Source organism: Aminobacter sp. SR38, assembly GCF_014843375.1.
Lineage (GTDB): Bacteria > Pseudomonadota > Alphaproteobacteria > Rhizobiales > Rhizobiaceae > Aminobacter > Aminobacter ciceronei.
The window spans coordinates 134903-154500 of record NZ_CP062117.1; the positions used below are offsets into that span (position 1 = coordinate 134903).

Annotated in this window: 16 protein-coding genes and 5 pseudogenes; 7 read left to right on the forward strand and 14 right to left on the reverse strand. The window is 64.2% G+C overall.

What is annotated here, in order from left to right:
- Positions 1–2: 2 nt before the first annotated feature.
- The 3 genes and pseudogenes from IG197_RS32885 to traA form a co-directional block, all read right to left on the reverse strand.
- Positions 3–1172, reverse strand: a complete 1170-nt coding sequence (locus IG197_RS32885; protein WP_246765512.1) for a conjugal transfer protein TraB — start codon at positions 1170–1172, stop codon at positions 3–5.
- A 40-nt stretch (positions 1173–1212) separates the two neighbouring features.
- Complete coding sequence (traF, locus tag IG197_RS32890; RefSeq protein WP_371746616.1) at positions 1213–1701, reverse strand: conjugative transfer signal peptidase TraF; 489 nt, start codon at positions 1699–1701, stop codon at positions 1213–1215.
- A 38-nt stretch (positions 1702–1739) separates the two neighbouring features.
- Positions 1740–5041, reverse strand: a pseudogene (traA, locus tag IG197_RS32895) (Ti-type conjugative transfer relaxase TraA).
- 250 nt (positions 5042–5291) lie between these two features.
- Here traA and traC point away from each other — a divergent pair.
- The 3 genes and pseudogenes from traC to traG all read left to right on the forward strand — a co-directional run bounded on the left by traC (position 5292) and on the right by traG (position 7721).
- Positions 5292–5588 (forward strand): conjugal transfer protein TraC, encoded by a 297-nt coding sequence (gene traC, locus IG197_RS32900; protein ID WP_192321122.1) that lies wholly within the window; start codon positions 5292–5294, stop codon positions 5586–5588.
- A 4-nt stretch (positions 5589–5592) separates the two neighbouring features.
- Positions 5593–5808 carry a type IV conjugative transfer system coupling protein TraD gene (gene traD / locus IG197_RS32905; RefSeq protein WP_192321292.1) on the forward strand — a complete coding sequence of 72 codons (216 nt, stop codon included), beginning with the start codon at positions 5593–5595 and terminating at the stop codon, positions 5806–5808.
- Positions 5795–7721: pseudogene (gene traG, locus IG197_RS32910) on the forward strand (Ti-type conjugative transfer system protein TraG). Before traD ends, traG begins: the two are co-directional and overlap by 14 nt.
- 10 nt (positions 7722–7731) lie before the next feature.
- Here the strand turns inward: traG and IG197_RS32915 are convergent.
- The gene (locus IG197_RS32915; RefSeq protein WP_097523135.1) at positions 7732–7959 is read right to left on the reverse strand and encodes a hypothetical protein; all 228 of its coding nucleotides are present in this window, start codon (positions 7957–7959) and stop codon (positions 7732–7734) included.
- 204 nt (positions 7960–8163) lie between these two features.
- Between IG197_RS32915 and IG197_RS32920 the strand changes: the two genes are divergently transcribed.
- On the forward strand, positions 8164–8364 hold the full coding sequence (locus tag IG197_RS32920) for a WGR domain-containing protein (protein ID WP_192321268.1): 201 nt from the start codon (positions 8164–8166) through the stop codon (positions 8362–8364).
- Between the two features lie 104 nt (positions 8365–8468).
- Positions 8469–8770 (forward strand): annotated as a pseudogene (locus tag IG197_RS32925) (HU family DNA-binding protein).
- A gap of 530 nt (positions 8771–9300) precedes the next feature.
- On the opposite strand, the gene IG197_RS32930 reads toward IG197_RS32925, so the two are convergent.
- From IG197_RS32930 to IG197_RS32945, 4 genes are all read right to left on the reverse strand, one after another.
- Positions 9301–9618 carry a DUF736 domain-containing protein gene (locus IG197_RS32930; RefSeq protein WP_192321128.1) on the reverse strand — a complete coding sequence of 106 codons (318 nt, stop codon included), beginning with the start codon at positions 9616–9618 and terminating at the stop codon, positions 9301–9303.
- Positions 9619–10143: 525 nt separating this feature from the next.
- Positions 10144–10572 carry a hypothetical protein gene (locus IG197_RS32935; protein ID WP_192321130.1) on the reverse strand — a complete coding sequence of 143 codons (429 nt, stop codon included), beginning with the start codon at positions 10570–10572 and terminating at the stop codon, positions 10144–10146.
- Positions 10565–10819 carry a type II toxin-antitoxin system prevent-host-death family antitoxin gene (locus IG197_RS32940; RefSeq protein ID WP_192321131.1) on the reverse strand — a complete coding sequence of 85 codons (255 nt, stop codon included), beginning with the start codon at positions 10817–10819 and terminating at the stop codon, positions 10565–10567. Before IG197_RS32940 ends, IG197_RS32935 begins: the two co-directional genes overlap by 8 nt.
- A gap of 175 nt (positions 10820–10994) precedes the next feature.
- Positions 10995–11390, reverse strand: coding sequence for a DUF736 domain-containing protein (locus IG197_RS32945; protein ID WP_371746613.1), 396 nt, complete (start codon positions 11388–11390; stop codon positions 10995–10997).
- A 643-nt stretch (positions 11391–12033) separates the two neighbouring features.
- Here IG197_RS32945 and IG197_RS32950 point away from each other — a divergent pair.
- A complete protein-coding gene (locus tag IG197_RS32950; RefSeq protein WP_192321135.1) occupies positions 12034–12291 on the forward strand; it encodes a hypothetical protein in 258 nt (85 codons plus the stop codon).
- Positions 12292–12345: 54 nt separating this feature from the next.
- Here the strand turns inward: IG197_RS32950 and IG197_RS32955 are convergent.
- From IG197_RS32955 to IG197_RS32980, 6 genes and pseudogenes are all read right to left on the reverse strand, one after another.
- A pseudogene (locus IG197_RS32955) lies at positions 12346–13266 on the reverse strand (ArdC family protein).
- Between the two features lie 346 nt (positions 13267–13612).
- A complete protein-coding gene (locus tag IG197_RS32960; RefSeq protein WP_192321139.1) occupies positions 13613–14221 on the reverse strand; it encodes a hypothetical protein in 609 nt (202 codons plus the stop codon).
- Between the two features lie 344 nt (positions 14222–14565).
- Positions 14566–15021: a hypothetical protein gene (locus tag IG197_RS36450; protein WP_246765504.1), complete on the reverse strand. Its 456-nt coding sequence runs from the start codon at positions 15019–15021 to the stop codon at positions 14566–14568.
- A gap of 356 nt (positions 15022–15377) precedes the next feature.
- A pseudogene (locus tag IG197_RS32970) lies at positions 15378–16252 on the reverse strand (hypothetical protein); the annotation flags it as partial.
- A 46-nt stretch (positions 16253–16298) separates the two neighbouring features.
- Positions 16299–16724, reverse strand: a complete 426-nt coding sequence (locus tag IG197_RS32975) for a hypothetical protein (protein WP_371746614.1) — start codon at positions 16722–16724, stop codon at positions 16299–16301.
- A 95-nt stretch (positions 16725–16819) separates the two neighbouring features.
- Positions 16820–18553 (reverse strand): ParB/RepB/Spo0J family partition protein, encoded by a 1734-nt coding sequence (locus IG197_RS32980; RefSeq protein ID WP_246765513.1) that lies wholly within the window; start codon positions 18551–18553, stop codon positions 16820–16822.
- A gap of 556 nt (positions 18554–19109) precedes the next feature.
- Here IG197_RS32980 and IG197_RS32985 point away from each other — a divergent pair.
- Positions 19110–19430, forward strand: a complete 321-nt coding sequence (locus IG197_RS32985; protein ID WP_246765505.1) for a hypothetical protein — start codon at positions 19110–19112, stop codon at positions 19428–19430.
- Positions 19431–19598: the final 168 nt, after the last annotated feature.

Genomic DNA, 19598 nt, shown 5'->3' on the forward strand with positions numbered 1-19598 from the left:
CTTTATGTGTTGAATGCCATGACGACGGGAATGTCGAAGAGTTTGCCCCATGCGATTACGCTCGCTTTCTGGATCGAGACGATCGACGTGCCCTTGGTCCACCAGCCATTGCCGGTGGCGACAATGACCGCGGGGGCGTGCAGTATGGATTGCAACACCGGCCAGAGGAGGAGCTGCTCATAGCAGATCAGCGGCGCGATCCGCTCGTCCCCGATCTCGACCACCGGATTGCCGAAGACATGGGCGCGGACGCCGCCACCCTGCCCCGTCCATTCCCGCCATGGCTGCCACATGGATCCTGGGACCGGCATGCGCTCGCGATAGAGGACCCCCGCCCCGTCGGCGGAGACGGCGACTATGACATTGTCGTAGCCCTGGTGCTCGATGACGGCGGCGCCGGCAATGACCGTGATATCGTGACCGCGCAAAGCCTCGCGCCACAGACGCTCGACGGTCGGCGTCCAGAAGCCAAAGGCGCTTTCGGGAAGGACGATGACGCGGTCGTCGCGGTGAGCGTTGCGGAGAACTGTGGTAATCAGGACTCGGTGGCGCGCAAATGACGTGTCGCGCCCCAGAGTTTCGCCCAGTTCGAGGTCGACGCCTCGCCAGCCTTCCGGTAGTCTCGGCGCTGTCCAGGTTGCGGCGGACCAGGCCCAGAAGCCTCCCAGCACCAGTGCTGCGGCGAGCCGGCCTCGCGATGTCATCATTGCGAGACCGGCGACGGTCGCGGCAAGCCCCCACCAGCCCCATGCGGGAAAGAGCACGCCGGCCGCCGTCAACGGATGTGCCCAGCCGGTGATGCCGAAGGGCGGCAGCCCCATCAGCGCCAGGGCCAGAAGATAGCGCGCCGCCCTTGCCGCATCCGCCGCTTGTCTCCCGGAAGCAGCTTCATCCCGTGGTTTCGTCCACAACACCGTGTGCACGACAACGAAGGAGGCCGAAGCGATGAGCCAGAGCAGCAGGCCGGGCGAGAGATCGGCGGCATAGAAATTGGCGACGCCCTGCGGCAGGCCGCGCGAAGCGGCAAGGAAATAGCCCGTCGCGACGAGCGCCGCGGTCGCACGCGAGGGCGCCATCGCCCAGAGCGCCGGAAACAGTATGGCGACCGGTAGGAGGAGGACATGGCCGCTCCAGCCAATTGCGCCGCAGGCGACGGACGCGACGACGAGCACAGCGGATCGCCAGCGATCCCATGGACGGTCACCGGGACGATCAGGGATCGAAGGTAAGAACGGGCCGCGCCAGACCGAGAAGGCCGCTTGCCGGAACCGGACCAAAATATCGGGAGTCATAGGATCTCGCAAAGGATGAGTGGAGAAACAGGTATCCAGGTGGCACCACGCCGCCGGGATCGGGTATGAGCAGCCTGCCCTCGCCGTCACTCTCCCGGACGGACGAGGCTTCGACCGGGCGCCCATCGATGATGACGTGATCGGTGATCTCGACGCGCTGACCGGTAAGGGCGGCGACCGTCTTGATCAGCGGCGCGAAATCGCCGGCGCAAAGCCCGCGCCGGAGATAACCGCGCCGTCGCGCTTCGGCGAAGGTTGCGTTTCCCGGCGGGCAGACGAACACGAGATCGCCGGTCCTGACCGGACGTCGCAGCGCCTCGATGCGCCAGAGCCCGAGCGGCTCGCTCGGTGTCAGGTTGATGCGATAACCGCCGACCATGGCGCCCGTGACCATGCCGGCTCCAACCATGATGGACGCACCGACAAACAGGATCGGACCGAACCGTCTCATTGTTTCAGGACCGGCGTCTGGCGCTGGGTGAGGCGCAGGTCCTCCGCCTGTCTGAGCGACTGGACGGTGCGTTCATGGGCGGCGAGTTGCTGGGCCGTGCGCATGACCGGCCAGGCTTCCTTCAACCGTTCCTTCTCCTCGGGCCGCATGCCTTCGGAGAGTTTGTCGAAGAGTTTTCCCGATGGTTCGCGAGCGCTGTTGGTCAAGAGCGTTCGTTCGCCGAAACGTTCGGTGACGGCTTTGTTGAACCCGTCGATCTCGAGCTTGGTCTCGCGGTTGCTCAATGCAAACCCAAGCGCCGCCGGCAGATCGTTGCGGTCGATCGCATCGCGCACCCGATCGAGCACCACGCGCGCCGCCGGCGACAGCGCCGGGATGTCGATCGACACGCGCTGTCTCAGCGCCTGCTCGTCCAGGCGAAGCCGCTGCTGCGCGCTCTCGCACATGCTGAGATACCGTTCGAGATCGCGTTTCAGCGCCGGCACATTGAGTTCGGCGATACGGCGCGCTTCACGCTCCGCCTTGCCGGTGAGAATGCCGGTCTTGCCCTGAGCGGTCCGATCGACTCCGGCGCGGCCTCAAGCTTCTGCAGGATCTGCCTGGCGCTTTCTCTGTCGGCCAGAACCGCATCGAAGTTCATCGCCCGGAAGGCTGTCCCGGGATGGGCGAAAACATAACGGAAGCGGGCGGAGACCTCGTCCCATTGCCTCTTCAGGGCCGGATCGGCGTCGATCCTCTCGCCGACCCTGTCGGCAACGGAATTCTCGAACCGGGTGATGCCGGCGACCATGGGCTTTTCCTCCTGCCTCTGTTGGGTAGTCGGTGATTGGCGAAGGCCGAGCCGCTCGGCGAAGGCGGCAAGGCGCGCCCCGAGATCGGCCAGTTTCGTCGCCTGCCGCAGCGTCCAGTCGAGCCGGTCACGCGCAAGCGTGCGCGCCACCTCGACGATCTTCAGGCCGCGCATGTCGGCAAAGCGAAGCGCCTCGCGGTAGAGTTGCCCGCGCTCGTAATCGAGCGTCGTCTCCTTGGCGTTTTTCCGCGACAAGACCTTCGTGAGGCCACCGTTGAAGACGAAGGAACGGCGCCCGTAATAGAGCTGCAGGTCCTCACGGTGGCGGGTCATCGCCACATAGGTCAGATGCCGATCGAGCGAGAGCGACGCGAGCACCTTGACCTTGTCGACGGTGGCGCCCTGGGACTTGTGGATCGTCGTCGCATAGCCGTGATCGAGATTGTTGTAGAAGCGCTGTTCGACCGTCACCTGCCGGCGGCCTTCGCCTTCTCCGACGAGGGCGACGATGCGATTTGGGCTCGCCTCGACGACATGAGCGATCATGCCGTTCTTCACGCCGAGCGATCCCTCGTTCTTCAGGAAAACGATCTGGTCGCCGGCATCGAAGCGGCGTGTTCCATCGGCGGTCTTGAACGCGTGGCCCTCGCCGAGGATGCCGCGCTCGACCAGTTTCGCCCGCGCCATGTCGTTCAACAGACGCACGTCGCGGCGCAAATGCGCGAGCATCAGCATCGACTGTTTCGGATCGTAGTCCCGGTTCCAGTCGGCGATCAGATGTTCGACGGCTTCCGCCTTCAGGGGAGATCCGAGCACCCTGCCCTGGCCCTGATAGACGTCGAGCGCTTTGTCGACATTGCCACGGGCGAGATCCAGCGAGGCGGCCCGCATCCAATCCTCGCGCTGGCGATAGATCGTCTCGAGTTCGGCATAACCGATGCGGTCGACAATGGCGCGGAAGGCCGCCCCCGCCTCGATCGGCTGGAGCTGTTCGGGATCGCCGACCAGAACGATCTTGGCCCCTGCCCTGACCACCGCATCGATGAAGCCCGCCATCTGTTTCGACGCCACCATGCCGGCCTCGTCCATGACGAAGACGGTCTTCGCGTCGAGCGTATCGCGTTGCTGTTTCCAGCGCAGTTGCCAGGAGGCGAGCGTGCGGCTTTGAATGCCCGCTTCCTTTTCCAGACCTTCGGCTGCCTTGCCGGCGAGCGCGCCGCCGACGACGCGGTATCCGGCAAGTTCCCAAGCTTCGCGCGCCGCCTTCATCATCGTCGTCTTGCCCGCACCCGCGCGGCCGACGACCGCAGCGATCCGGGCATGACCGGCGATGCGCTCGATCGCCGATTTCTGTTCTTCCGAGAGCCGCTCATGCCGCCGGAACGCCGCATCGAGCACTGTTGATGAAACGGCATGCGTCTCCTTGTCCGACAGCCAGATCGCCTGGCGCGCCATCGTCACTTCCAGCTTGATCATCGCCCGCGTCGTGTAGCGCGCCGGCACCCTGGCCCCCGTGCCAAGTTCGACCGTGTCGCGCTGCAAACGCAGCACCATGGGATCCTGGATGATGCGCGCCATCAGCTGCCGGAAGAGCGCGGGATCGTCGACATAGCGATGAAGCACTTTGGCGATATCGCGTTCGTTGAAGACGCTCTTTTCACGCGTGATCAGGTCGAGCACGATGGCGGGGTTGCGAAGGATACGGCGGGTGTTTTCCGCGCGGCGCTGCTCGTTGAGTTCGATCCGTTCCAACTCCGGCCGAACACCCTGGCTCTCGGCCTTGCGCTCGATCGCCTTGGCGCCGACCCCGATATGGATGGTCGGTTCGAGATCGATCCCCTGCTTCTCGTAGGAGCGGCCATCGACGCGGAGTTCAATGCCGCCGAGCGCCAGATGATGGTTGAGCCGCTCGAACCATCCGTCGCGCAGGACGTTGAAATCGCCCAATGAACCCGCCCAGAGCTCATAGAGGATCTTTCCGGATTTGGTGCGGACCGGCTGGCCGTCGTCGCCGATGACTGCGACCTTCTTCGCCCCGAAGCCGTCCTCTGTCAGCGGCCTCAAGGTCGTCATCAGGTGAATATGCGGATTTCCCGGATTGTCGTGATAGACCCAGTCGGCGACCATGCCTTTCGCCAGCACGTGCTTCTCTACGAAATCCCTCACCAGCGCGACGTTCTGTTCGGCCGAGAGCTCCAGCGGCAATGCGATCGTCAGGTCACGGGCCAGTTGCGCGTCGGAGCGTTTCTCGAAAGCCTCGACCCTGTTCCAGAAGGCTTCCGACGCGCCGGCAACCGAGCGGTCGGCGATCAGCGCCCTCGCCCATTGCGGGGCATCGGCCGGAAGCACGAACGCCTCATGCACCAGCCCTTGCTTCCTCGTGTAATCGATGGTTCGGGCTTCGCGCTCATAGTCCATTTTGGCGCAATGCCGGTAGGCCGCCGACAGCACGACGCTGCGGCCGGAGCCACGGCTGACGATGCTGGCTGAGAAATGGGCGATGGCCACGGCGCGAGAAACTCCGGTTTTGAACCACGTTCGTCCGGAGCGGCAGCCGCGGCGGCCCGCCAGGGGTAAGCAAGGACGTCGCGTCAGCGACGTATAATTGCGCCTGGATGCCGCTCCTTCGGAACGGCCGGGATCATGCTCCAAAGGATCGGCTTTGCCGATGTGCAGATCTGCACATTTCCTCAAGTGCGCATTCGGGAGAGTGGGCGTCGCTGAAGCAACACCGCAACCATCAGGAGATGCCACCGGAATGAAGAAGCCGTCATCGAAGATCAGGGAAGAAATCGCGAGATTGCAGGACCAGCTGAGAGCCGCCGAGACGCGCGAGGCCGAGCGGATCGGCAGGGTCGCGCTGAAGGCCGGTCTCGGCGATATCGAGATCGAGGAAACCGCATTGCAGGCCGCCTTCGAGGAGATCGCGAAACGCTTTCGCGGAGGCAAGGGCGATGCGAGCGGGAAGAGACATGGCGGTGGCGACAAGCCGGATCACGGCTCGCCCGCGACGTTCGCGTCTGGCGCGGCTGCGGGCGGGTCTGGCGAGGCTTGAGCGGATGGCGAAGGCAATGAAATCAGATGCGCGGAAAAAGGACACGCGCGAAAAAATCGAGCTTGGCGGGCTGATCGTCAAGGCGGGGCTGCGCTTTGAGAAACGCGCGCTGCTGCTCGGCCTGCTGATCGACGCCGGGCGCCGGATCAGGGGCGATGAGGCAGAGCGATCGCGCCTGACTGCCATCGGCGCGGAGGCCTTCGGTCATGACGGCGAATAGATTTTTGCTGCTGGCCCTGCCCGCAACAATCATGCTCGCCGCGATGGTCGCAACGTCGGGCATGGAGCACAAGCTTGCGGGCCTCGGAACCAACACTCAGGCAAGGCTGATGCTTGGACGCAGCGGGATTGCGCTGCCCTATGTCGCGGCGGCCGCGATCGGCGTCATCGCTCTCTTCGCCGCGAACGGATCGGTCAACATCAAGGCGGCGGGCTTCAGCGTGTTCGCCGGCAACGGCGCGGTGATCGCCGTCGCCGTCATCCGTGAGACGATCCGGCTTGCGGGCATCGCGGGCAGTGTGCCCGCCGGACAATCGGTTCTCGCCTACGCCGATCCGGCGACGATGCTGGGGACGGCAGCCGCACTCTTCACAGGCATCTTCGCCCTGCGTGTGGCAATCAGAGGCAATGCCGCCTTTGCTCACGCAGGGCCACGCCGCATCGTCGGCAAACGCGCCGTACACGGCGAGGCCGACTGGATGAGGTTGCCGGAAGCGGCAAAGCTTTTCCCCGACGCCGGCGGCATCGTCATCGGCGAGCGCTACCGCGTCGACCGGGACAGCGTCGCCGCCATGCCGTTTCGCGCCGACGAACCGCAAGGCTGGGGACCGGCGGAAGGCGCCGCTTCTCTGCTTCGACGGCTCCTTCGGTTCCTCGCACGGCATCGTCTTTGCCGGCTCCGGCGGCTTCAAGACGACATCGGTGACGATCCCGACCGCGCTCAAATGGGGCAGCGGGCTCGTTGTGCTCGATCCCTCAAGCGAGGTCGCGCCGATGGTCGCCGAGCACCGGCGCAAGGCCGGCCGAAAGGTGATCGTTCTCGATCCCTCCGCGTCCGGCGCCGGCTTCAACGCGATGGACTGGATCGGCCGCCACGGCAACACGAGGGAAGAGGATATCGTCGCCGTCGCCACCTGGATCATGACCGACAATGCGCGCACCGCGTCTGCCCGCGACGACTTCTTTCGGGCCTCAGCCATGCAGCTCCTGACGGCGCTGATCGCCGACGTCTGCCTGTCCGGCCATACCGACGACAAGGACCAGACGCTGAGGCGCGTGCGCGCCAATCTCTCCGAGCCGGAACCGAAACTGCGCGAGCGCCTGACGCGCATCTACGAACAGTCGCAATCCGACTTCGTGAAGGAGAACGTCTCCGTCTTCGTTAACATGACGCCGGAGACATTTTCCGGGGTCTATGCCAATGCGGTCAAGGAAACCCATTGGCTCTCCTATCCGAGCTATGCCGGGCTGGTGTCGGGCGACAGTTTCTCGACCGACGATCTCGCCGACGGCGAAACCGACATCTTCATCGCGCTTGATCTCAAGGTGCTCGAAGCCCATCCGGGACTTGCCCGCGTCGTCATCGGCGCGCTGCTCAACGCCATCTACAATCGCAATGGAAACGTGAAAGGAAGAACGCTCTTCCTGCTCGACGAGGTGGCGCGTCTCGGCTACCTGCGCATCCTCGAAACCGCCCGCGACGCCGGCCGCAAATACGGCATCACGCTGACGATGATTTTCCAGTCGATCGGCCAGATGCGCGAGGCCTATGGCGGCCGCGACGCAACCTCGAAATGGTTCGAAAGCGCCAGCTGGATTTCGTTTTCGGCGATCAATGATCCCGAGACCGCCGACTACATCTCTAAGCGCTGCGGCGACACCACCGTCGAGGTCGACCAGACCAATCGTTCGTCCGGCATGAAGGGGTCGTCGCGGTCGCGCTCGAAGCAGTTGAGCCGACGGCCGTTGATCCTGCCGCACGAGGTCCTGCGTATGCGCGCCGACGAGCAGATCGTCTTCACATCGGGCAATCCGCCGCTTAAGTGCGGCCGCGCCATCTGGTTCAGGCGCGAGGAGATGAAGGCCTGCGTCAATCCGAGTCGGTTCTTCCGCGACAGCAGAGACAAGCAGTAATGCCGCAGCTTCAGGACGCGTCGGCAGGCGCGTCTTCGAGGAGCCCGTCAAAGACTTCGAGAAGCGCATTGGTGATCGCCTGCCCCAGTGCATTGCCAGCCGCCCGTACATCGTCCTCTGTACCGTCACGCGCTGCCCTGGCGAGCTCAAAGCCTTGTTCGCCGACGATCTGCTTGGCAACTTCAATCGCCCAGAGGCCGAAGTCGCCGCGGCTGCCGATTTGTACAGTCTCTTCCACGATCTTCTCCCGAAAATATCTGCCGCGCGACTTAAAGTTTTGTCGAGCCGAAGGCCACGGAAAACACATCAGGAAGATGAATCGATGAGCCCTGAGCGATTCATATAAGTTGTTGGACGCCGCTTTGTCGGGAAGCGACAATCCGGCCATGGAGAAAAGGCTACAAACCCGGTTCATCTTCATCGTATCGACGCAACACAAAACATGCGCCGCTTCTATGCGCTCTCGATCCAGCCGACGCTCTTTGGCGGCGCCTCGGTCATCAGGAACTGGGGCCGGATCGGAGCGAACGGCCAGATGATGATGGAGACATTCGACAGCCAGAAGGACGCCGACCAAGCGTTCTCACGCCTCGAGCGGACGAAAAGAAAGCGCGGCTATCGCGACGTCGCTCTCGCCGATTGAGGGTGTCATACCCGGTAACCCGATGTTTCCTGTGGTTTTTGAGGCGTTTGCGGCAGCGCCTCGAGCTTCACCCTATCCTCGGACCATCTTCTTCGTCATACCGGATGGATAAACCAGAACGAGGGAACCATCCAATCATGACGACCACCAACGAAATCGCCGACAAGATCGCATCCGAGCAGAACCTGACCAAGGCGCAGGCCAAGGCGATCGTCGAAAGCGTGTTCAAGCAGATCACCGATGCGGCATTGGTAGGCTCGGAGACGTCCATACCTTCGTTCGGAAAGTTCAAACTCAAGGCAACGCCGGGCGCGAAGGCCGCAACCCGGCAACAGGCGCCACGATCAAGATTGCCGCGTCGAAGAAGCTGACGTTTGCGCCGGGCAAGGCGGTCAGGACGCGCTGAACGGCTGAGGCGAATTCGCTGCCGTTTCCGGCAGCATGAAGGAAGCCTCCTCAGAAGGGGCTCCGTGCCCAAGCGGCCGTCCTGTTCGGCCTCGATGACCGCAAGCTCGGCCAACACGATTTCCAGCTCCGCCACAATCTGGCGGCGTTCGTTCGCGTCGCAGGCGTTCCTGAGTTCGGCTTTAAGCTCTTCGCGTTGCATTTCGAGTTCCATCGTCATCGTTCGTCTCCTTGACGTTTCGTGAAAGACGGCGTCCGCGGTCGGGGAGACGGGACAGGGTCAAGCATCGCCAGAGGCGACCGGCGGAGCCGGCGAGTGGGGGAGCCGAAATGCGCCAGCATTTTGGGGGTACCGCTCGTGCTTCGACGCTTTCCCGGCTCTCCGGCACGATTGGTCATTCTGAGCAGACTTCTCCTCCCCGTATGGCACCTAAAAAGCCGGAGGCGGGCTCGATGCCCGCGGCCGGCTTCGCCATGCGGCACAAGGAAAAGAGCCCCGCCATGTCTGGCGGAGCTCCTCGGGATTGGGTCTCAGGCCTCGCGCTTGGGGCGGTTCCAGATGAGGGCGTATTCGCCGTCCGTCTCGCCCGGCCAAAGGGCTGCGGTGATCGGGGCATTGAAGCTCGGATCGTCCAGCTTGACAGAGAGATATTCCTCGCCGTCGTTGGAGACCGCCTTCCAGCCGGCGCCGACCTCGACGCCGTTGCCGGCGGTGATGCGGAAGTCCGGGGCGTCGCGCGAGACGCGCTCGATCGGGTTCAGGCGGGCCTTCATGCTGACGGTGAGCGTGCGCACCGTGCCGACGATCGAGTTGTTGCCGTTGGTGGTGAATTCGCCGATGACTGCCATGGTCGCGTTCCTTTCCGGTTGTTCGGGCCGCGCCGATCGCGGCCTCGATGACGGTGTTAAGACCGGGGGCGATCGACACCGCACCGCCTGGCGGCCGGAACCGTCAGTGGAGGACGGCCGGGAGCGGCTTTCTTGGTCGCGCGAGGAATGCGAACCTGTTCGCAGGGGAAGAAAGTTGTGAGCGGCCGTTGCGGTCAAGGCGATCGAGACGAAGGCGTCCTTCGGTCACACCAGATCCATCGAGGTCCGCGTCGGTGTGGCCGGCTCGGGGTGGATGGAACGCGATGCGCGGCAACCGGATTGACGATCATCCGCCATCAGGCTGCGCAACATTCGTGCCTATGATCATGCCCTCGTCAGCGCTGCAGGCCCGCTTCCGCCCTCGATGCCATCGCCGACGTCCTCGGTCGCATCATCGTTGCACCAGGATCGAAAACGGCGCATGGTCGACGCGTTATTCGCCGATCCGCAAGGTCAGTCCCGGCTTGGCCTGGTACTGAAAAGGTTCGTTCAGAACGGCCGACTTCAGCGCTTGCGTTTCGCGATCTGGATCTTCCTGGCACGGATTGCGTTGGCAACCGTCTTGATGACCAGGTCCATGAACGGTTTGCTGAACTTGCCATAGCTGATCGTCAGCGGGTCGTAGCTGACAGGTTCGACGTGAAAGGACCCCGGAAGCACGTCCGCATTGGCGTCATCGAGAATGAGCCAGGTTGGGCCACGCCCCCTCAGCGTCAGACGCTTGCGCTCGGTATCGGGTACCTTGATTGCCAGCCGGTCCGGTCCCGGCTCCTTCGTCGTCAAAGGGAAGATGACGACGCTTTTGCCATCGGATGTGACGGGAACAACGACGCAGGCGGGCCGCGCCTTTCGCCCGCTCTCCTCGCCGCGGTCATGTTGATGTGTCCAGAGATAATGATAGGAAATGACGAGGCCGGTTTCGGGATCAATCATCGTTGGCGCCATCGTTTTCGATGGAGTCGGCAAGTGCCAGCAGCCCGTCCTCGATATCGCCGGGCATCGTGTCGAGCGAGAAGGCACGACGTTGATCCTGTTCGCCGCGCAGGCGATCATAATCCTCGATCGCCATGAGAACGAACTTCGGCTTCTTATGATGGGTGATAAACACCGGCTCGCGCCGTGCCGCGGTGGTCACGTCGCCGACATGCTTGTTGAGATCAGCGGTGGTGAATGATTTCATAGCGGCCTCTGTCCAGAATATCCATAATATCCATATAGGCGAAAAGGGCCTCCATATCCAGCCCTGTGCGAGACCAGGAAAGCCGGAGGCGGGCTCGATGCCCGCGGCCGGTTTCGCCATGCGGCACAGGAAGAAGAGCCCCGCCTTGTCCGACGAGGCTCCTTGGGTTGCGGTCTCAGGCCTCGCGCTTGGGGCGGTTCCAGATGAGGGCGTATTCGCCGTCCTTCTCGCCCGGCCAAAGGGCTGCGGTGATCGGGGCATTGAAGCTTGGATCGTCCAGCTTGACCGAGATGTATTCCTCGCCGTCGTTGGAGACCGCCTTCCAGCCGGCGCCGACCTCGACGCCGTTGCCGGCGGTGATGCGGAAGTCCGGGCGTCGCGTGAGACGCGCTCGATCGGGTTCAGGCGGGCCTTCATGCTGACGGTGAGCGTGCGCACCGTGCCGACGATCGAGTTGTTGCCGTTGGTGGTGAATTCGCCGATGACTGCCATGGTCGCGTTCCTTTCCGGTTGTTCGGGCCGCGCCGATCGCGGCCTCGATGACGGTGTTAAGACCGGGGGCGATCGACACCGCACCGCCTGGCGGCCGGAACCGTCAGTGGAGGACGGCCGGGAGCGGCTTTCTTGGTCGCGCGAGGAATGCGAACCTGTTCGCAGGGGAAGAAAGTTGTGAGCGGCCGTTGCGGTCAAGGCGATCGAGACGAAGGCGTCCTTCGGTCACACCAGATCCATCGAGGTCGCGTCGGTGTGGCCAGCTCGGGGTGGATGGAATGCGACGACGTCAGCCGGATTGACGATCATCCGCCATCAGGCTGCGCAACATTCGTGCCTATGCTCATGCCCTCGTCAGCGCTGCAGGCCCGCTCCCGCCCTCGATGCCATCGCCGACGTCCTCGGTCGCATCACCGTTGCACCGGAAACGAAACCGCGCCGCTCGATGATGGCTCCCTCGGCCGGCGAGGCTGTCGGCCTGCCTGCGAAAGGGTCGTTCACTGCGTTTCATCCCCGTGCCGGCCAAGCGGGATAGAGCGCCTCGCATCTCTGGAGACGGCAGAGCGCCGCGCCGGTCCGCCAGTGCCGAGTCTCACCCGGTCAGTGTCGGCGGCCGCTCGCCGTCCCGGATCCAAGTGGCTCGCGGAACCGGTCAAAAGATGCAAGAATCGTGATAAAGGTCTCGGCGACGGAAGACGAGACCGGCGAAGCAGGATGAAGCAATGCTGAACACCGATACCCGCCAGGCGAACTGGCGGCGCGCCAATCCGGCAAAATACGATGCTCACCTTGCCGTGCAGCGCGCCGTGAAGGCAGGCGAACTGGAAAAGCAGACATGCGAGGTCTGCGGGCTCGAAGCGGTCGATGCCCACCACGATCAATACGACGAGCCCTTGAAGGTTCGATGGTTGTGCCGGCGCCATCATACCAGGCTTCACCACTATGGCGAGGACATGTTTCCGGTGCGGGATCGTCCGTAACAAGAGGCGCAACCGGGTCGGGGAGGACCCGAGCCCTCCCTCTTGGATATCCGATCAGGCCGCCTCCCGGCTGGTCTCGGCATTCGGCTGAAGCGCGTGAAGATAGTTAACCGCACGCTGGGCATGCGCGGCTGCGGCGAAGATTGCGCGCTTGTCGGAGCCGAGGATAGCGGCCCAACTCTGGATGTAGGCGGCGTGGTCGGGACGCGGATCGAGTTCCGGCACGATCCCGAGATCGGCGCAAATCATCGCCGACCCAAGCTCTGCCACCATTTCCTCGAAGGCCCTCTCCCGGCGATCCTTGTGGTAGCGACTGAGGTCCCTGTTTAGCCGGCCAGGAGCCGAAGTCCAATGCAGAGTCTCATGGGATCTGATTGCGACCATTGAGGCCATATCCTGAACAGTTCCGGCCTCGGCAATTGAATGTGGTCTGTGGAGGGTAATACGCCTTGTCGCCGCCATATCTAACCACTGCGCCTGTGTTATCCAGGAAACGATCCGCATGTTCGATGCGCTCGAGCGGTTTCGCGACCGGTTCCGGACGACGGTAGTAGTGCTCCGGCAGGGCCTCTATTTGATCGCAATTGAAGACAGTGTATGCCTTCAGGAACGGGACATCGCGCTCGATCTCGCCGCCGCTCGCATCCCTTTCGGTCCTGGTGAAGCGGCTGGCATAGACGACGGTCGCGCCGCTTTCGCCTTTGCGCACGTGGGCGCCGAGCTCATTGCCTGGCGCAGCGTCATCCATGTCGCCGACTTAAAACCGCTGGCGACGCTCTCGGACCAGAGAAGCAGGACATTCAGGCCGGTATAGGGTTGGCCGTTATGCCGGAGCGGCCGGCTCACGCGCCCGGTCAGATTTTCAGCCCTCCAGGGCCTGACCCAGGGACGCACACCCTTCTCAAGATCGGCAACAATCCTGTCGGTGATGCGCGCGTAAATGTCCGTGCGGATGTGTTCCGATTTCCTGCTCATGGTTCATACCTCCATTTGAGGAGGCCGCGCCGATCGCGGCCCCGTCGCGAAGGGCCAAAAGCAGGAGCGACCGGGCGGCAAGCGCACCGGAACGGCCGGAACGCATGTGGAGGACGGTGACAGCCGTTGCGCCTTGCCGCCGGCTCCTGCAGGACCGGCGCACGGGACGGGCCGCGACCGGCGGATCATTCCGATCTTCTTTTTTTTTCTCTCTCTCTCTCTCTCTCTCTCTTCACCTGCCTCCTTGCGCCTTGCGATAAGGGCCAAAGAAATAGGCCGCCTTCGGGAGAAGACGGCCTCGATGCGGATCGGGATAGGGCGGAGCCGAAGCTCCGCCGGTACGGCCTCAGTCGAAGGCGGACATCTGCGCTTCGGCCGCCTTGCGGTCGAGCCTGTCGCCGGGATTGTCGACCGGCCGGTCGAAGGGCTTCCACGTCTCGCCGACGATCTGCTCGTAGGCGGCAACCGCGCCTTCGGCAGCCATCCTCAGTGCATGGGCCTGAATGCCCATGTCGGCGGCAAATTCACGCTTGCGTTGCGCGTTGCTGTCATAGCCGACCGGGCCGAGATCGTCTTCGCGGTCGTCGCCCGCCCCTTTGGCGGTGGCGTCGCGCGCCTCGGTGACGGCGCGGGAATAGAACTGTCCGGCGCCATGGGCCGATCCGACATAGGCGCCGACGATCCGCTGGAGATGGATCTGCATCGCCCGTTCGCCGAGCCCCTCGGAGAGACCGGTGGCGGTCGCGACGATCAGGCGTTCATGCATGTCGCGGATACCGTCGCTGTCGAGGATCGCGGTCCCGAAACTCTCGGCGATGCGGAGCGCCTGGCCCTCGTCGGGGCATGTGAGGCGGACCATTTCGAGGGTGGCGCCCTTGCGGAGCTGGACCACGCGCGCTGAAGGGCGGTTGGCCGGGCGGTTCGTTTGACGGGAGGTGCTTGCGGGCTTTGCCATGGCAGTTTCCTTTTCTGGCTTTCCGAAGCGGTTCCGGCCCCCTTGGCCGGTCTGCCCTTCGGTGCGGTCGAAGAGAACCTGCGCCAGCCGGGCGGTTCAGGGTCCGGGCGGGCCAGATCGAGCAAAGACGGTATGCGGGCAAGCGGGACCAACGGTCCTGTGCCGTTCCCGCGTGCCTGCTTTGCGACGAGCGGCATGACCGGCCGCCTCGCGGCGCGCGGCCGGCCTTGAACCAGACGGGCGCCGGTTCAGACCGCAGCAAAACCGAAGGGCAGACCGGAGAGGCGGCCGTGTCCAGATGCCATGGCGGACAAGGAAGCCAGCCATGCGAGCGCTACACCTCGTCATCCCCGACGCCGGCCGCGCCTTGTGCGGGCGCCGCGGTCGCAGCGTTCGCCGAACCAGCGCGGGGGCAGCCGATAGGACTGCAGCCAGGTCGGGCCATGGGAATTGCGCAGACCGCGCAGGATCCCGCCATCGTCATGGGGTGCCCCACCCATCCAGACATTGTTCAGAACGCTCTTCCAGCGCCGGCCGTGTCTTGCGGCATAGGCCTGCAGCGCCGTCTGCTGCTCGGGTGTGAGTGGCGGAAGCCGATCGCGCTTCGGCAGGCGCCGCCGCGTTTCCGGCACGCCCTCGGCACGAGCGACTTTCGCGGCAATCAATCGCTTGAGCTCGGCCACACCGGCGTCGAGGCAGGCCTTACCCTTGAGATGATGGAACTGCCGCCAGAAGGCGGCGCGCTCCTGAGATGTCGGACCGATACGGGCCGCGCGTTCGAGATCTCCGATCGTCGCCATGGCGCTAGACCTCCCCCCGGGTTTGAGGCTGAGGCTTTGCGGCGCAGGGCTTTCGCGAAAGACGCCGATCGCGGCCTCCTGTCGAGCGAGCTTGCGGGAGAGTGCATCGATCTCCGGCTGGCGCTCGGCGGTGATGGCGGCGAGATTGGATCGATAGCGGGCGAGGAAGGCGTCCGGTTCGGGCGGCCTGCCACGGCGATATCTCGGCCGGCGAGCTCAAGCGACGGGATCAAGGCCGTTATTTTGCGGATGATCTGGCGCTCGATCATGTCGAGCTGGTGCCGGGTCTGCCGGCAGGCCTCTTCCATGCGGCGCAACCGCGCCTGACGATCGATGGAGGGATCATGGCGTGCTCCTCCCGCCCATGTGACGAAGCTCGACCGGCGGTCATAGGCAACGTGCCGCGCCTCGTCGATGACGAAGCCGAACCGCCCGACCTGGTATTCGGTGGACGCAACCAGGAAGCGCCGTTCTTCGACATGAGCATCACGCCTTCCGCCGCGCGTCTAATCACCTCGGTCATGCCGGGATGATGGTCGGAGTGAAGTGCTGATATCACGACCCAGTCGCCGGCATGTTCGCGTTCGAAGGCGCGCCGGTCCTTCACATGAGATTCACCAGCCGCAAGGACCGTGCCGGTGATCGCTTCCCAGGCATCGGGCTGCCAATCCTTGAGCGTTGCTTCCGCCGAACGCCGCTCGATGCTGGTGAAGAGGTCGGGAAAGGTGATGGCGACGGCCGCCCAGGACGAATCTTCCTCATAGAACCCGTCCTGTGAACGAAGCAGCGGATGGACTTTTTCGTTCCGCTCTGGCGAAAGCGAGAAGCCGCCATGGCCTGCCGTGGTGTGGGCAACAACGCCCTCCGCATAGAGCGTGGCCTGCGACGGTCCCCACGGCGTATTGCAGGCGATGCGCACGGTCCGGCGTGCGAGTGCTTGAAGCTCGCGACTATGCTCGGCCTGCTCGATCATGCGGGCGCTGAAGGCGGCCTCATCCTCGATCGAACCATGGTACGAATAGAAATCGTCGCGGCTGAGCGCGGCAAGCGGCCGCGAAACGCGCCAGGCGCTCGCCAGCAGATGCCGGCCATCGCGGGATGGCAGCATGGCGAAGACGAGATCGCCGACGCGCGCAACGGCCATGCCGTCAGCGGCGCGGTCGAATTCCACGTCAGCAATCTTGTCGGTACAGACCTTGCGAGTTTGCGAGGGGATGGAGATCGGATTCATGGTGCGGTCCTCCGGTCATCAGCCTTTGCGTCTGCCTCGTCGGGCGTCACCGCCTCGAGCACGGCGCTCGGGTAGCGATGCGACCGCAACCAGGTCTCGGCAGCCTGCCGGTCTTCGGCGAGATGGAGCAGCTCGCGCGCTTCACCGGCGCGGTCGAAGATGCGCACCGCGCCGAGCGGCGGGCGCTCGAGGACCTTGAAGGTGAGATCAGGTCGAGCCCGAAGGTCCGGTGGAGGGTGACGAGGATCATGGACTTGCCGCCGATGTCCTCCTGATGGAGCGTGAAATAGCCGGGCGACGTGTAGCTGCCGAGCTTGCGCGGCCCTTCCTCGCGGATGAGCCGGCCCTGGCTGTTTCTGGTTTGCCAGGCGGCGAGCTTCTTATGGAAACGTTCCGGCGGGCGGGGCTTGCCGTCGGACCAGGACACGAGTGAGCCGATCGGGGCGAGATCGAAGATCAGGGACGCAGACATGAGAAAGCCTCCAGTTCGGGTTCTGCGGTTGATGGAAACGAAAGCGCCGCCGGGCAGCCGGCGGCGATCGTCATTCGGGAGGAAATGCGGTCGGGCTATTCCGCCGCGATGCCGTAGGCGGCCTCGAGCTCGTCAGGCGCTTCGTTCGGAGCCTCGCGGGACGGGTCGTCGGTGTCGACGGCAGGGGTCGGCGCGGTGTCAACTCCGCCGGCACCACCATCGGCGGCGCCATCTTCGGCGTCGAGCTCATCGGCATGGCCGATCAGATCGGCGATCTCGCGCGGGTCGGGCGCGAACAGCGCGGCAGGGTGGATGAAGGTCGCTTCGCCCTTGAAGTGCTCGACGAGCGCCGTCCGCGTGTCGCGCACCCGCGGCTGCGGCTCCAGGCTGACCTCCCTGGCTGCGGTCTCGAGCGCCTGCCGCGACAGGCACAGGAGAAAGTCTTCCGTGCCCATGTTCGGAAGGTATCCGTCCGCGCCGATCGCCGCGCCGGCAATGCGCGAGACGACACCGCTGTTCGACATGCCGCGCCGGCACGACAGAACCTCGACTAGCATGGCGCGCGCAGCAACCCGCACCGTCTGGAGGTCGAAGGAGGCGTCCGTCCTGGTCGAGGTCGCGCCGCATGGCGCTTGAACCGCCTGGGACCGAACACGGTCGTTGGCGCCGGAGTCGACCCGGACATTCATGCCCGCGAAGGCGAGCACGAGCAAGGCCATCAGCGTGTCGTCCTCGATCGGCGCGCGGGCCAGCGCCTCGTGCAGCGCGTCGGTGCGGAAATCGCCGATCATGTCTTGGCCCTTCTGGGTGACGTCGGGGCGGGATTTGGCGGCTGCAGCGGCATCATCTCCGTCAGCGGTCGCGTCACCGTCCGCCGAGCCGGTTTGGCCCTTGGCCGCTTTCGGCTCCGGCATGCGGTAATGCACGCTCTGCACCTTGCCGTCGCGGTCGAGATAGAGGCCGGTGTGGTCGCCCTTGCCCGGCTTGCCGTAGACGCGTTCGGCCTTCTTCGGCAGTTCCGGCTGGCCCCAGCTGTTGACCTCGACGATGGCGCCCTTCTTCGGCAGGTTCGCCGTCATCCATTCCTGCTGGGCGCCGAGGAACGCCTCGACATTGGTCGTGTAGCGATTGTCCTCGTCGGCCGGACCGAACAGGTCTTCAGCCCACTCGATGCCGTAGGCCTGCCGCAGGTCGTCGCCGAAGCTCGCGTCACGCGCATACATGCGGGTCTTCGACAGCGCATTGGCGATCTGCCACCAGGCCGCGATGTCGCCCTTCTTCGGCTTGTTGGCCTTCCAGACTTCCTTCTGCTCGTCGATCGAAGCGGCGGCGATGGTGCGAAGCTGCTGTTCGTTCGGCATATCGCCCCTGGCCATCTGGTCGAGCATGGCGGGAAGAACATTGGCGAGCAGGCGAAGTTTCCGGATCTGGCGAACCGGCAATGCCAGCGCCATGGCGATCGCCTCCTCGGTCCAGCCCAGAGCCGCAAGCCGTTCCGTGCCGCGCCATTGGTCGATGGCGTTGAGCGGTTCTCTCGCGATGTTCTCGATCATCGAGCGCATCGCGCCATTGTCGTTGGCGGCATCGGTCACCAGCACGTCGATTTCCTCGAGGCCGGCGGCGATCGCCTGTTTGACGCGGCGGTGGCCGGCCTGGATGATGTAGCCGTTGCCGCCATCGGTTTCGGGCGAGATGACCGGCGGCTGGATGATGCCGACGGCCTTCACCGTCGCCAGCAACAGCGCATCGGCCTGCGGCGAGGACTTCGAGCGGCGGGCATCGTCGGGATTGTCCTTGAGAGCGCGCGGGTCGAGTTTGAGGATCTGCATGGGACCTGCTCCTTTAGGGGTTTCGGGGCGGCGATTGCCGCTCTTCCTGTCTTCAGTTTTTCCGAAGACACTTCCCGGACCGCGAAGCGGGCTTTCCGGTGCAACTGCGCGCGAGCGGCCCTGCCGTGACGCGCAAGCGGGGCTGACAGCCCTGCGCGGCGCGCGCGGCCGGGACGAGGAGCGGGCGGTTGAGCGGTCACGCGTCACCGGCAAGATCGCTTTGCGACCGGTTTTCCCTTCTTTTTCTTTCCCTCTCTTCCATCCCAACCGCTCACGAGCGGCACAAGAATACCGATCGGCGCACACCCGACAGGAAGATTGTCGCCCGGCGGTTGAAATCATCGCCTTGAGGATGGCAAAAGAACGCGGGCTGATTGCATCGAGAATCACCCCCTCACGGCTCGGATTGTGCGTCTGCGCCATCGGTGATCGCTTGAGAAGGAGATGATGAGGATTGTCTACCAATGGCGATGGCATTGGGCGAAAGCGCGAGCCTCGTGATTGCGCTTCAAGCTCAAGGCGGCCCCTGGGGCTTGCGCAGGCCTACGTGACCATGATGACCAACCAGATCCTTGGCAATCCGCTTGAGGGCGAAACGCCGACGGCCCGCGTCAAGCTGATCGGTTTGATGACGCTGATCGGCGTCCTGCACAGCGAAGATCCAACCATCACGCTGACCCGGATGATGGAATTGACCGGCCTCACCAGGAGCGTCCTTGCTCAGGACATGCACGCGCTCGTGCAAAGAGGGCTTCTGATCGAAACCATGGGGAACAACTCGATGGGGCGCGGATTGGCCAGGCAATTCCAACTATCGCCTGCCGTCATCGAGACGCTCGGCATGATCATGGGGGAGCCGATCCGAGATGGGAGATGAATCCGAGGAATTATCGAAGACGCTTGCCTGGACCTGCGGCATGATCGAGGACTGCCAGCGTATTGCCCTCGCTTACTGCGCGCGCGCGACCTGGTCGCCAGCATCCCGAAGGATAATGGCGACGCGAGACCACGTATCCTCGCCTGCTTCGCGCGGTCCGATGCCTAT

Coding starts and splice junctions, on each gene's coding strand:
- IG197_RS32975 (WP_371746614.1), bottom strand. CDS start 16,724: ATGTCTGCGTCCCTGATCTTCGATCTCGCCCCGATCGGCTCACTCGTG.
- IG197_RS32950 (WP_192321135.1), top strand. CDS start 12,034: ATGCTGAACACCGATACCCGCCAGGCGAACTGGCGGCGCGCCAATCCG.
- IG197_RS32935 (WP_192321130.1), bottom strand. CDS start 10,572: ATGATTGATCCCGAAACCGGCCTCGTCATTTCCTATCATTATCTCTGG.
- IG197_RS36450 (WP_246765504.1), bottom strand. CDS start 15,021: ATGGCGACGATCGGAGATCTCGAACGCGCGGCCCGTATCGGTCCGACA.
- IG197_RS32980 (WP_246765513.1), bottom strand. CDS start 18,553: ATGCAGATCCTCAAACTCGACCCGCGCGCTCTCAAGGACAATCCCGAC.
- traF (WP_371746616.1), bottom strand. CDS start 1,701: ATGGTTGGAGCCGGCATGGTCACGGGCGCCATGGTCGGCGGTTATCGC.
- IG197_RS32920 (WP_192321268.1), top strand. CDS start 8,164: ATGCGCCGCTTCTATGCGCTCTCGATCCAGCCGACGCTCTTTGGCGGC.
- IG197_RS32960 (WP_192321139.1), bottom strand. CDS start 14,221: ATGGCAAAGCCCGCAAGCACCTCCCGTCAAACGAACCGCCCGGCCAAC.
- traD (WP_192321292.1), top strand. CDS start 5,593: ATGGCGAAGGCAATGAAATCAGATGCGCGGAAAAAGGACACGCGCGAA.
- IG197_RS32940 (WP_192321131.1), bottom strand. CDS start 10,819: ATGAAATCATTCACCACCGCTGATCTCAACAAGCATGTCGGCGACGTG.
- IG197_RS32930 (WP_192321128.1), bottom strand. CDS start 9,618: ATGGCAGTCATCGGCGAATTCACCACCAACGGCAACAACTCGATCGTC.
- traC (WP_192321122.1), top strand. CDS start 5,292: ATGAAGAAGCCGTCATCGAAGATCAGGGAAGAAATCGCGAGATTGCAG.
- IG197_RS32985 (WP_246765505.1), top strand. CDS start 19,110: ATGACCAACCAGATCCTTGGCAATCCGCTTGAGGGCGAAACGCCGACG.